This is a genomic window from Corallococcus sp. AB049A, assembly GCF_003668885.1.
In the GTDB taxonomy this organism is placed as follows: Bacteria; Myxococcota; Myxococcia; order Myxococcales; family Myxococcaceae; genus Corallococcus; species Corallococcus interemptor.
The window spans coordinates 1-12,478 of the sequence record NZ_RAWL01000257.1 but is presented as its reverse complement, the minus strand read 5'-3'; the positions used below and the strand labels follow the sequence as shown (position 1 = coordinate 12,478).

The 12,478-nt window shown below is 70.4% G+C and carries 11 protein-coding genes; 2 read left to right on the top strand and 9 right to left on the bottom strand.

What is annotated here, in order from left to right; genetic code table 11:
- Window positions 1-138: 138 nt before the first annotated feature.
- From D7X55_RS25035 to D7X55_RS25000, 8 genes are all read right to left on the bottom strand, one after another.
- On the bottom strand, window positions 139-1,365 hold the full coding sequence (locus D7X55_RS25035; RefSeq protein WP_121724404.1) for an ROK family transcriptional regulator: 1,227 nt from the start codon (window positions 1,363-1,365) through the stop codon (window positions 139-141).
- Window positions 1,366-1,412: 47 nt separating this feature from the next.
- The gene (locus tag D7X55_RS25030; RefSeq protein ID WP_121724403.1) at window positions 1,413-2,183 is read right to left on the bottom strand and encodes a hypothetical protein; all 771 of its coding nucleotides are present in this window, start codon (window positions 2,181-2,183) and stop codon (window positions 1,413-1,415) included.
- Window positions 2,184-2,570: 387 nt separating this feature from the next.
- A complete protein-coding gene (locus D7X55_RS25025) occupies window positions 2,571-2,939 on the bottom strand; it encodes a response regulator (RefSeq protein WP_120548915.1) in 369 nt (122 codons plus the stop codon).
- A 2-nt stretch (window positions 2,940-2,941) separates the two neighbouring features.
- Window positions 2,942-4,510, bottom strand: coding sequence for an ATPase domain-containing protein (locus tag D7X55_RS25020; RefSeq protein WP_121724402.1), 1,569 nt, complete (start codon window positions 4,508-4,510; stop codon window positions 2,942-2,944).
- 142 nt (window positions 4,511-4,652) lie between these two features.
- Entirely contained in the window at window positions 4,653-5,432 is a 780-nt protein-coding gene (locus D7X55_RS25015) for a 1-acyl-sn-glycerol-3-phosphate acyltransferase (RefSeq protein ID WP_121724401.1), read from the bottom strand.
- A 28-nt stretch (window positions 5,433-5,460) separates the two neighbouring features.
- Window positions 5,461-6,246 carry an exodeoxyribonuclease III gene (locus D7X55_RS25010; protein WP_120548912.1) on the bottom strand — a complete coding sequence of 262 codons (786 nt, stop codon included), beginning with the start codon at window positions 6,244-6,246 and terminating at the stop codon, window positions 5,461-5,463.
- Between the two features lie 87 nt (window positions 6,247-6,333).
- Window positions 6,334-8,076, bottom strand: a complete 1,743-nt coding sequence (locus tag D7X55_RS25005; RefSeq protein WP_121724400.1) for a lamin tail domain-containing protein — start codon at window positions 8,074-8,076, stop codon at window positions 6,334-6,336.
- 82 nt (window positions 8,077-8,158) lie between these two features.
- On the bottom strand, window positions 8,159-9,103 hold the full coding sequence (locus tag D7X55_RS25000) for an alpha/beta fold hydrolase (protein WP_120548910.1): 945 nt from the start codon (window positions 9,101-9,103) through the stop codon (window positions 8,159-8,161).
- Between the two features lie 127 nt (window positions 9,104-9,230).
- On the opposite strand from D7X55_RS25000, the gene D7X55_RS24995 reads away from it, so the two are divergent.
- Together D7X55_RS24995 and D7X55_RS24990 are read left to right on the top strand one after the other, a co-directional pair.
- Window positions 9,231-10,028, top strand: coding sequence for a phytanoyl-CoA dioxygenase family protein (locus D7X55_RS24995; RefSeq protein WP_121724399.1), 798 nt, complete (start codon window positions 9,231-9,233; stop codon window positions 10,026-10,028).
- A 20-nt stretch (window positions 10,029-10,048) separates the two neighbouring features.
- Window positions 10,049-10,897, top strand: coding sequence for a WbqC family protein (locus tag D7X55_RS24990; RefSeq protein WP_121724398.1), 849 nt, complete (start codon window positions 10,049-10,051; stop codon window positions 10,895-10,897).
- On the opposite strand, the gene D7X55_RS24985 is transcribed toward D7X55_RS24990, so the two are convergent.
- The gene (locus tag D7X55_RS24985; RefSeq protein ID WP_407921788.1) at window positions 10,837-12,468 is read right to left on the bottom strand and encodes an ATPase; all 1,632 of its coding nucleotides are present in this window, start codon (window positions 12,466-12,468) and stop codon (window positions 10,837-10,839) included. The genes D7X55_RS24990 and D7X55_RS24985 overlap by 61 nt on opposite strands.
- Between the last annotated feature and the right edge of the window lie 10 nt (window positions 12,469-12,478).

Genomic DNA, 12,478 nt, shown 5'->3' with positions numbered 1-12,478 from the left:
CGATCTCCCAGCCCGTCCCCGGCTGCTCCGTCACTGGCCTGGGTTGATCGTTTTGCTTGTTATCCAGACCTGCTGCCGGATCACACGAAGCCACTCCCAGGCCCGAGAGGGCCAGGGCGAGGACAACACGGCGCGATGTCATGCGGTTCTCCCGGCGGTCTGCGTGGGAAAGAGGGAGCGGTCGCGCAGCGCCGCCTGGAGCACCAGGGTGGCCGCGCCCACGGCGATGGCCCGCTCTCCCAGCGTGGACGTGACGATGCGCGTCTCCGCCATGGAGACGGACAGGGCGCGCTGGCGCACGGACGCGCGCAAGGGGTCGAGCAGCATCTCGCCCACGGACGAAATCTCTCCGCCGAGCACGACGATGGCGGGGTTCAACAGGTTGAGCAGGCCGCCCACGGCGATGCCCAGGTAGGCGCCCATGCCGTCGATGATCTGCTTCGCGGCGGCGTCGCCCGTGCGGGCGCCCTCCACCAGGTCGCGCACGGTGGGGCCCTTGCGGCCGCGGGTGCCCATGAGCTCGCGCGCGCGCTCCGTGAGCGCCGTGGAGCCGATGAGCGTGACGAGGCAGCCCCTCAGGCCGCACACGCAGAGCGGCCCGTTGGAGTCCACCGGGATGTGGCCGATTTCACCGGCCGTTCCGCCGGCGCCCCGGTACACGTCGCCGTGGATGATGTGACCGGCGCCGATACCGGTGGCCAGCTTGATGTACGTGAGGTCCTCGCCGCCGGAGCCCGCGCCCCAGAAGCACTCCGACAGCGCGCCGAGGTTCGCGTCGTTGTCCACGAACACCGGCATGTCGAAGGTGGTCTGGAACCAGTCCTTCACGTCCACGTGCTTCCACGCGGGGAGGATGAGCGGGGACATCTTGCCGGGCGCCGCCGGGTGCACGGGGCTGGGCACGGCCACCCCCATGCCGACGACGGAGCGGCGCGGGACGCGCTCGGCTTCCAGGCACTCCTGGATCAGCTCCTTCGCCTTCTGCAGCGACCCTTCCGGATCGCCGCGCACCGCGTGGCTCGCCTTGCTCTGCGTGCGCACGCGGCCACGGAGGTCCGTGAGGACGACGGTGACGTGGGAGGCGCCCAGTTCGACGCCCACCAGGCTGAACGCTTCATCGCAGAAGCCGATGAGCGTGGGACGGCGGCCTCCACGGGAGACCCCGGCGCCAATGCTGCGCACCAGGCCCGCCTGCTCCAGGTCCGCGACGATGGCGGAGACGGTGGACGGGCTGAGCTCCGTGCGCCGGGCAATCTCCGCCCGGGAGATCTGACGCTCGCGCCAGATCATGTTCAGCAGCAGCCCGCTGTTCTGGGCCCGCATGCCCGCCGCGTCGACCGTCAACACCGCCGTTCCCGCTCTCATCGTCCGCTCACGTTCCTGGTTTGGCGCACCGGGCGCTCAGGTGGGGGTTACTTCCACTGGATGTCGTCAATGAAGAGGACAAGCGGCTTGACGTCCAGCCCGCCCGCCGACCAGCCGAAGCCCCCGCCGACCGTGCTGTAGCGGATCTTGCTGATGTCCAGCGTGTACTGCTTGGGCTCGGTGGTCAGCGTGACCTCGATCTTCTTCGTCCACCCGTCCTTGCCTTCGTAACCCGCGAAGAAGTTCACGACCTCTCCGCCGGTCTCGCTCCAAGCGTAGAAGGTCACGGCGTTCGCGCCATCCGGCACCTGGAAGCCCGGGCGCGGGTCATCCTCCCAGGCGCCCTCCGGGAACTGCCAGAAGACACCGGCCCACGCATCGTTCTTCTGGGTGGCCGTGAACTTGTGGCAGGTGCCCAGGCCCGCGCCCGGGCGGGGCGTGTGGCAGACGGGCTCGTCCACCAGACCGCCCTGATTGCCTCCGCCCGATCCCATGTAGCCGCTGGGCGCCCAGGTGCCGTCCACGGCCAGGGGCAGCGTCGCCTGGGTGCCAGCATCGGTGGTGGTGCCGGCGTCCGTCTCCGTGCCCGCGTCCGTGGTCGTCCCGGCGTCCGTGGTCGTCCCGGCGTCGGTGTTGGTGCCCGCGTCGGTGTTGGTGCCCGCGTCGGTGTTGGTGCCCGCGTCCGTCTTGGTGCCGGCGTCGTTCTGGGTGCTGGGGGTCTGCGGCTCGTCCTCGGGATCACAGGCGCCCACGAGCCCCGATGTCGCCAGAACGCCAACGGCCGCCAACATCCACGCGAAACGCTTGTTGCGAAGCATGAATCCCCTCCGGGTTGTCTTGCTGGGATGACTTCGTTCTTACGGCGAAGAAATACGAACCTGCTGAAAGCCGCCGCCCGCATGCTGCGTCGCGTTACCCACGCCGACATATGCCAGAGGAGAATCCGCGCTCTCTCGTCACCCGGGCTCCTGGTGGCAGAAGCCGTCCCGCGTCCCCGCCCATCGCGAACATGCGAGTTCGTTCGATTGACGAAGAAATACCAGCCCCTTTTACCCATTTGCAAGCAGCCGGGAACACACGCCGTGCGGTCAAGCTGTTGATGCAGTGCGCCGTGTATGGGTCGGATGGAGCGCGGGCGTCAGGGGGCCACACCGCGCCAGGATGCGCGGGGCCTCACCTCGACGCAGGAAAGGGCTGGAGCTGCTTCAGTGCGTCCGCGGCGGCGGGCCGACCATGCGCCGGACGATGGCGATCAGCTGATCGATGTCGAAGGGCTTGGGCAGGAAGCCCGCGACGGCCAGGTGCTGCCAGAACTCCGGCGGGCTGGCGCTCATCATCACCACCGGGACGTCCTTCAGGGCCGGGTCCTGGTGCATGGACTCCAGCACGCCCGGCCCGTTGAGCACCGGCATCATGTAGTCGAGCAGCACCAACGCCGGGCGCTCCTGACGCATCCGCTCCAGGGCCTCGCGGCCGTTGAGCGCGATGGCCGTGCGGTAGCCTTCGTCGGACAAGAGATCGCGGACGGCCTCCACGATGCCGAACTCGTCGTCGACGATGAGGACGGGCCCCATGGTCAGTTGCCCCGGCGCTTGCGGACGTTGCGGCGCGGCTTCGACGGAGTCGCCCTGGCGGAGGACGTGGTGCCCGCGCGCGGCTTGCGGCGGGGCTTCGGCACCGGGGTCGGCTCCGGGGTCCGCGTGCGCGCGAGCCCCGTCATCAACATCTGCCCTTCCTCGAAGGGCTGGCCCACCTTGAGTCCCCTGCCCGTGATCTCCAGCTCACGCAGGGCGGAATCGTAGGCGCTGTTGCGCACCTTGAGCACCGCGATGACGCGGCGCAGCCCGGAGTGCAGCTCCACCATGCGAAGGAACAGGATGTTCTCCGCCACCATGGAGATGCCCTTGAGCGGGAACTTCACCTCCGGCCCGAACGCGGCGGTGGCCTCCGCCGTGTAGAGGAGCGTCACCTCGCGCACCCGGCACTCGTTGACGAGCGCCGCCAGGAAGCGGGCCACCCGCACACGGCGCGTGGAGGCGCGGAGCAAGGCCTCGTAGCCATCCAGGAAGATGCGCCGCACCCGCCCGCTGCGCACGAGTGTCAGCAGCTCCGTGCCCAGCTTGTCGAGGATGTTCTCCGTGGGAGGCCGGAAGCTCACCTCCAGGTCCCCGCGCTCCATCAGGGGCTGCAGGTGCAGGCCCACGCCCGCCGCCTGCGCGAGCATCCGCTCCGGCGCGTCGTAGAAGGCGAAGTAGTGGCTGCGCTCCCCCTGGCGCGCGCCCTCCGCCAGGAAGCTCAGGCCCAGCAGCGTCTTGCCGCTGCCCGGAGGCCCCAGGAGGATGGTGGTGGAGCCCGCCGGCACGCCGCCCTTGAGCATCGCGTCCAGGCCGGCCACGCCGAAGGCGTCGCGCTCGCGCGTCCCCGCCCCGGGCACCAGGTTGCCGTCCACCATGGACTCCAGGCGGGGGTAGACGGTGAGCCCGTCGCCGGTGATTTCAAAGCCGTGCTGGCCCAGCTTGTACGCGCTGCCGCGGAACTTGCGCACGCTCAGCTCGCGCAGGGTGCGCACGCCGAAGGTGCGCTGCTGGAGCAGGATGAGGCCGTCCACCATGGTGTGCTCGGCGCGCAGACCTTTTTCGCCGCCGGTGGTGAGCACGACCGTGGTGCAGCCGATGAGGCTCGTCACGACCTGGAGGCCGTGGATGAACTTCTTGAGCGCCTGCCGCGACGGGGCCAGCTCCTCCGCCGCCAGCAGGCCGTCCAGCACCAGCAGCGAGGCCTTGTGCGCCCTGATCTCCTTGCGCACCAGCTCCGCGAGCGCGTCCAGCCCGCCCTGCTCCAGGATGGTGAAGGCGCTCAGGTAGCTGATCTTCCCCGGCACGCAGGCCGGGTCGAAGAACGACAGCGTCTGGAGGTTGCTCACCAGCTCCGTGTGCGACTCGGCGAGGAGCGTGAGGTAGAGGACGCGCTGGCCCTGGGCCGCCTGATGGAAGCAGATCTGGTTGGCCAGGATGGTCTTGCCCGCTCCCGGCAGACCCAGGACCATGTACATGCGGCCCTTGCGCAGGCCGCCGCACAGCACGGTGTCCAGGCCGGGAATGCCCGTGGACACCCGCTGCTCTTCACGTGGACCGCCCAGCGTCATCACACGCTTCCTTCCCGGGCGCCTCGCGCCGAGCTGTCCATGGAGACCGGACCTGGGGACTCCATAGTCCAGACAACCCTGGGGGGAAGAACAATCTGGGAAGCGGTGTGGATGGACGACGGATGCCCGGCCCGCCGGTCTCTCAGCGGGCGGCGTTGGCGTCCGCCGCCGGCACGGGGGCCGCGCTCCCCGTCAGCGGCTTGAGCGACGCGCGCAGGGCTTCAATCTGGGCGCGCGCCTGGTTCTTGAGCGACTCCACGTCGTCCAGCGTCATCCCCTTCGTGGAGATGGGCGTGCCCACCGTCACCAGTCCGCGCGACGTGGCGAAGCGCCACGAGTGCTTGGGCAGCGCCAGCCGCGTGCCGCTCACCGCCAGGGGCAGCACGTCCGCCTGCATTTCAATGGCGAGCCGGAAGGCGCCGTCCTTGAAGGGCAGGAGCTCCTCCGTCTTGGAGCGCGTGCCCTCCGGGAAGATCATCACCGGCATCCCCTTCTGCATCCACTGCTTGCAGCGCGCCATGGCGCCGGTGGCCGAGTCGCGGTCGCCGCGCTCCACCGGGATGTCCCCGGCGATGCCCATCATCCAGCCCACCACGGGCACCTTGAAGAGGCTCTTCTTGCCCAGCCACTTCATCTCCCACGGCAGGTGGGAGATGAGGAACGGATCCGCGTTGGACTCGTGGTTGCTCACCACCACGGTGTTGGGCGCCACGCGGTCCGGCACGTTCCCGTGCACGCCGAAGCGCCAGTAGGGCGTGAGCTTCGCGGCGGTGACGCCCACCAGGCGGAAGCAGCGGCCCACCACGTAGCGGCGCTTGTCGAACAGGAACGTGACGGCGAGCAGGAAGAGCTGGACGAAGAAGCCCACCAGGGCGACGAGGGCCACCTCGAGCCAGGTCCAGATGGAGAGCAGTGCGTTCATGAGGGGAATCCCTTGGGCATGAGGGGTTTCAGGCGAGGACCGCGGGGTCCAGGTCCACGCTCACCGGGCAGTGATCCGACCCGTGGACGTCCGCGTGCACGGAGGCCTTCTTCACGAAGGCGAGCGCCGCGGGGGTGGCGAGCACGTAGTCGATGCGCCAGCCGATGTTCTTCTCGCGCACGCCGGCGCGCTGGCTCCACCAGGAGTAGTGGCCGCCCGAAGCGTTGAAGTGGCGGAAGGTGTCCACCCAGCCTGAGCGGATCCACCGGTCGAACTCCGCGCGCTCCTCCGGGCGGAAGCCGCTCGTCTCCCGGTTCTCACGCGGGCGCGCCAGGTCGATGTCCTGGTGGGCGGTGTTGAAGTCCCCCATCACCAGCACGCGCTGGTTGTCGCGCAGGGGCTTCTCCAGGCGCGCGAAGAGGCGGCGGTAGAAGTCCAGCTTGAAGGGGATGCGGGACAGGTCGCGGTCCTTCCCGTTGCCGTTGGGGAAGTAGCCGTTGACCACGGTCAGCTTGCCGAAGCGGGCGAACTGGAGGCGGCCCTCCGCGTCCATCTCCGGCGCGTCCAGGGTGGTGGTGAGCTCTTCCGGTTCGTGGCGGCTGAAGAGGCCCACGCCGCTGTAGCCGGGGCGCTCCGCGGCCACGAAGTGGGTCTTCCAACGGCGCGGGGCGCGGACCTCCGCGGGCAGCTGCTCCACGCGGGCGCGCACCTCCTGCAGCCCCACGATGTCCGCCCGGGCCTTGGACAGCCAAGGGAGGAAGCCCTTGCGGTGGATGGAGCGCAGACCGTTGACGTTCCAGGAGACGACTCGCACGCCCCCGCTTATGGCGAAAGCGCGCGGGTATTTCCAGCCCCCACCGTTCCTGGACGGACGGTGGGGGCCGTTTCACTGCTCAGTGCGTCAAGGCACTTCGAGGGCGCTCGACTTGTTCTGCGGGTCACGCTTGGTGCGGATGATGAAGTCCGCGCTGTTCACGTCGGTGTCGTAGCTGTTGCCCTTCGTCGCGTCCGAGCCGCCCTCCATGGTGGCGGCGGACGAGCCGGCGTTGGCCCTGCGCTCGATGCTGCCGTTGGTGGCGATGGTGCCGGTGATGGGGCTCTTGCCTTCGGCGGCGTTCGCCGTGGCGCCATAGCCCACCGTGTCCACCGCGTTCGTGTCGCTTGCGGAGCTGCCCATCGCGGCGGTGCCGATGCGGACGTGGCCCACGGTGGCGCTCAAGTTGAGGGCCGTGACCCAGCTGGTGTCCCCAGCAACGGCGCCCGCGTAATCCCTGTGGGTCAGCAGGTAGAAGCCGTGGGCCGCGATGCGCGCGGTGGAAGGCAGCGTGAAGCTGTTGTTGTAGTCAGGGCCTGAAGCGCTCCGGTACTGGAGCTTCCAGCCAGCGATGTTCACCTCGGCGTTCGTCGGGTTGTAGAGCTCCACGAACTCATCGCCCGCACCGTTGGGGCCGCCACCCGCGACCTCACTGATGACGATGTGGTTCGTCGTGGGAGCGGCGGAGACCTTCGCCTGGGCGGACACGGACTGGCTGTTGAGCGTGGCCACGATGGTGCCCGTCGTGCCGGCCGCGCCGGCGGTGAAGACGAACTTCGCGGAGACCTCGTTGGCCGGCACCGTCACGGTGGCCGGCACGGAGCCCACGTTGCCCGTGGTGGACAGCGCGATGGACGTGGCCGCCGCGGCCGGGATGTCGAGCGTCACGGTGACGTTCGCCGTCTGACCGGCGGACAGGGACACCGTCTCCGGCGACAGGTACGCCAGCGAGGCCGCCTCCGTCGCACCCAGCACGCGCACCGTCGCGGTGCGGGAGTCACCCCCCAGCGTGGCCGTCAGCGTCGCCTTGGCGGAGCCCGCCGCGTCGTCCGCCGTCACGATGACCGCCGCGGAGCGCGAGCCCGCGGGCACCGTCACCTGGCCGTTGTTCGCCACGACCACCGAGGGGCTGGACGAGGCGACCTGGACCACCACGTCCGCCGTGGCGTTGGCGCTCAGCGTCACCGCCAGCGGCTCCGGAATCGTCTCACCCGTGGTGCCCGAGCGCGCGAAGACCGCGGCCGGCTCCAGGGCGCTCAGCGTCACCGTGGTGCCCGCGTCCGTGCCCGTGCCAGCGTCCGTCCCCGTGCCAGCGTCCGTGCCCGCGTCCGGAGCCGGGCCCGCGTCGATGGCGCCGCCATCCGTGCCCGCGTCGGTCTCCGTGCCCGCGTCGGTACCAGCGTCCGTGCCGGCGTCGGTGCCCGTGCCCGCGTCCGTCTCGGTGCCCGCGTCCGTCTCGGTGCCCGCGTCCGTCTCGGTGCCCGCGTCCGTCTCGGTGCCCGCGTCGGTGCCCGTGCCCGCGTCCGTCTCGGTGCCCGCGTCGGTGCCCGTACCCGCGTCCGTCTCGGTCCCTGCGTCAGTGCCCGCGTCCGTGCCCGCGTCCGTCTCGGTCCCTGCGTCAGTGCCCGCGTCGACCGTGGGCGTGGTCACCTGACAGCTGTTGTTGCAGCGGTCGCCTTCGACGCGGTTGCCGTCGTCGCACGCCTCGCCACTCTCGATGATGCCGTTGCCGCAGACAGGGTTCTTGTTGTCGTCATCGCCACCGCACGCCGACAACACCAACAGCACCGCTGACAAAGGGACCAGCAGGTGCCGGGAAGACCAGGACATGGAGACTCCGTGTTGAGTACTGAGCCTCCTCACAAACCACAAAATTACAGGGCGACGCAAACCCCGGCCGGTGACTTCTGGCTCACGGAGCGGGGTTCAAACCGCCTAATCCATGGGCATCCAGGAAGCCACGAACAGCCTGGGCCATCTCCGTCCCGGCCTCCAGCAGGCCCGCGTGGCCGGCGTCGTCCACCTGGAGCCAGTGGGCCTGGGGCAGCGCGCGGTGCAGCCGCTGCACTTCCGACAGGGGCACGAGGACGTCATCGCTGGCGGCGATGATCAGCACCGGCACCCGGATGGACGGCAGGACGTCCCAGGCGTGGCCCTCCGTGAGGCCCCGCAGGGTGCGCCAATAGGCCTGCGCGCTCATGTGGTAGAGCGCGTCGAGGAACTCGGCGATGTCCTCGCGCGGAGCCCGGGGCCGCAGCGCGCCCACGGCCCTGGCCAGCGGATCCGCCAGCGGGGTGGCGAGGAAGGCCTTCACCACGGGCGCCGCCACGGGCACCCACGGCGTGCTGGCGGCGAGCATCCCCTTCGCGGCGGACAGCACGAAGCGGGAGCTCCAGCGAGGATCCGCCGAGCCCGGCACGCCCGGCGTCCCCGCGATGAGCGTCATGGACGGCACCAGGTCCGGACGCCGGCGGTACAGCTCCAGCAGGATGCGCACGCCCATGGAGAAGGCGATGTGGTGCGGCGGCCGGCCGTCGCCGCGCGCCATGGCGGCCTCGGTGACGCGCTCCAGGTCGTCCACGTGCACCTTCACGCGGTAGTCCCCGTCGCGCGACTCCTCGCTCATGCCGTGGCCGCGGTAGTCCCAGTGCACCACGCGGTGGTCCTGCTCCAGGTCCGCGACCAGGTGGCGCCAGAAGTTCTCCGACGTGCCAATGCCGTTGGTCAGCAGCACCGTGGGGCGGTCCGCGAGCGCGGCGTCTCGCCCCTCCTCCGGCATGCCTGAGCTGTGGGTGTGGACCGCCACCCGGGTGCCGTCCGGGGCGGAGACGAGGTGCGTGGCGCGACGGTAGGGCATCCCCGCCCACCATGCGGCCGGGCAGGCGCGGGTGCAAGGGCAGACGGCCCGTCCCACGAGGGCGCCCTCCCCTGTCCGCGCAGGGCCGCGCTGGACGCGCTCGCGGCTCCAGGCAATGGTGCCGGGGATGCTCAGCCAGGAGGCGGAAGGGTTGGACGTGGCGGCCGTGCTCGCCCACTACGAGGCGCACGGCTACGCGCGCCTGGGCCGGGTGCTGGACGACGCGGGCGTGGAGGCGCTGCGCGAGCGGGCGGACGACCTGATGCTCGGCCGCGTGGTGTACCCGGGGATGTTCTTCCAGCCGGACGCCACCACCGGCCGCTACGAGGACGCGCCCCTGGGGCTGGGCTGGCAGGGGCCGTCCCTGGAGTACCGCAAGCTGGAGAAGCTGGAGAAGGATCCGCGCTTCCTCGCGTGGCTGGAGAACCCGCTGTTCGAGCGCATCGCCCGCTCGCGCATCCCCGGCGACATCGTCCTGTACCGCGCCATCCTCTTCCACAAGGGCCCCGCGGGCGGCAGCAACCTCCCCTTCCACCAGGACGGCGGAAAGCTGTGGGGCCTCACGCGCGAGCCGGACCTTCAAATCTGGACCGCGCTGGACGACGCGCCGGAGGGCGGCGGCTGTCTGGAGCTGATCCCCGGCAGCCACCGCGCGGGGCTGGTGACGACGCTGGGCGGCGTGATTCCCCCGGACCGCGTGGAGGCGGCGGACGCGGAAAGACATGTCGTGTCCCTGCCGGTGCGGGCCGGAGAAGCGCTGCTGGTGCACAACCACGTCTGGCACCGCTCCGGGCGCGGCCGGCCCGGACAGCGGCGGCGCGCGTTCTCCGCCTGCTACATGAGCGCGGACACCACCTGCGTGCGCAAGAAGAAGGCCCCGCGCGTCTTCCCGCCGGTGTTCCGCCACCCCGTGCGCAACGGCTGAAAGGCCCTATCATCCGGGGCGTGTCCGGCCACCCTGGAGTCCTTGTCGCGGAGCAGCCCCACTACCTGCCGTGGGTGGACTTCTACGAACAGGTGGCCCGCGCCGGCACGCTGGTGGTGCTGGATGACGTGCAGTGGCTGAGGCGCGGCTGGCAGCGCCGCACCCGCGTCGCCCTGCCCTACGGTGTCCCCACGCCCCCGCCGTCCGAGCCGGGCTTCCAGTGGCTGTCCATCCCGCTGGAGGATCCGCACCGCGACACGCGCATCCGCGACCTGGCGGTGGACGCAAGCCAGCCCTGGGCGCGCAAGCACCTGCAGGCCCTGGTGACGCTCTACGGAGGCCGGCCCCACTTCCGCGCGCAGGTGCTGCCGCTCCTGGAGCCCTTCTATGACGCCGCCGCGCGCGAGTCCGGTCCGGGGTCGCTCCTGCGCGTGCTCCTGTCCAGCATGGCGCTCTTCTACGCGCCGCTGGGTTTGGAGCCGAACCTGGTGCTGTCCTCCACGCTGGAGCGCCGGGGTGACGACAAGACGCAGCGGCTGGTGGAGTACTGCCTCCAGACGGGCGCGCACACGTACTACTCGGGGACGGGCTCCACGGTGTACCTGAAGCCGGAGCGCTTCCGCGCGGTGGACGTGCGCCTGTTGTGGCAGCGCTTCCGCCACCCGGACTACGCGCAGGGGCGCGAGGGACGCTTCGTGACGGGGCTGTCCATCGTGGACGTGCTGGCCAACGTGCCCGTGGAGACGGTGCGCGCGTGGCTCCAGCCGTCGCCGTGGGGGCCGTTCGCGGGGGACGGCCCCCAGCCGCTTCAGCGGGCGGACGCGGAGGTGGGCGTGGAGGACGCGGGCTTGTCGAAGCGCACGAAGTAGCTGCGCACGGCGGCGTCCAGCAGCGCGGGCTCCAGGCGCGGCGTCTGGCCCTGGTAGTTCGCCATGTCGATGACCTGATCCAACAGGTCGCGAGGCTGGCACGCGGCGAAGGGCCGGTGGTTCGGGCGGTAGTGCTCGTCGATGAGGTAGTCCACGGCGCGCGCGTCGTAGGGCACGCCGCGCTTCTTGCACATCATCCGGAAGATCTCGTGGAACTGCTCCTCGTCCGGGCGCTGCACCTCCAGCTTGTAGCGGACGCGGCGCAGGAAGGCGTCATCCACCAGGTCGCTCGGATCCAGGTTGGTGGAGAACGCGGCGAACACGTCGAAGGGCACCTGGATCTTCTTGCCGGTGTGCAGCGTGAGGATGTCCACGTCGCTCTCCAGCGGGACGATCCACCGGTTGAGCAGATCCTTGGGGGACACCTTCTGCCGGCCGAAGTCGTCGATGAGGAGCATCCCGTTGGACGCCTTCATCTGGAACGGCGCCTCGTAGTACTTCACCTCCGGGGTGTAGACGAGGTCGAGCATCTCCAGCGTGAGCTCACCGCCCACCACCACCAGCGGCCGACGGCAGCGCACCCAGCGGCGGTCATACGAGGGCATGCCGGGCTCGTCCTCCACCGCGCGGTGGATGTTCGCGTCGAACATCTTCACCACGAAGTCGTCGATGAGCAGCGCGTGCGGGACGAAGATGTCCCCCTCGTAGCAGTTGACCATGCCCTGGCAGATGGCCGTCTTGCCGTTGCCCGGAGGGCCGTAGAAGAAGATGGCGCGCCCGGAGTTCATCGCCGGGCCGATGCCGTCGAAGATGTAGTCGCGGATGATCAGGTCGCCGAACTTGTCCTCCATGCGATGGCGGGTGATGCGGTTGCCGCGCACGGTCTGCTGCTTCACGGCGGCGACCCATTCATTGAACGGCACGGGCGCCGGGCCGTTGTAGCGGTTGCGGTCCAAGATCTGCCGCAGCACGTCCGTCACGAAGGTCGTGAGCTGGTAGATCATCGTGGAGCGGCCCACGCCGGATCCGCCACCGCCACGGATGTCGATGTACTTCTGGCGGCGCAGGCCCTCGATGACCTCGTCCACCAGCGCGGAGGGCAGTTGCAGGCGCGTGGCCACGTCCATGCCGCGCATCTCGCCCGCGAAGAAGATGGCCTTGAGGACCAGCTCCTCCACGAACGTCGCGTTGAGGCCGGCCTCCTGGAGCGTCTTGGGCTGCGCGGGCCAGAAGCGGTTCGTCGCCGGCGCATCCGAGCCTTCACCGCGACGGAAGCCGCGCCGCTCCGGGCCCACGTAGCCCTGCGGTGGCGCGGACGTGGAGCCGCGACGGTCCGAGGCAGCCGGACCCGCGGCGCCACGGCGGTCCGCCTCCGAGCCTCCCCGGCGCTCGGCCTCCGGAGCACGGCGCTCCTGCGGAGGCGGAGGCCCGGGGGGCGCGGTGCGCCGCTCCGTCTGCACGTCCAGCATCTCCTCGTTGAAGGGCGGCGGAGCACCCGGCGGGGCCACGCCCGCGGACTGCGCGGGCGGCACGCGGGGGCGAGGCATGGGATCGAAGATGACGGACGGCAGCGGCGCGGAC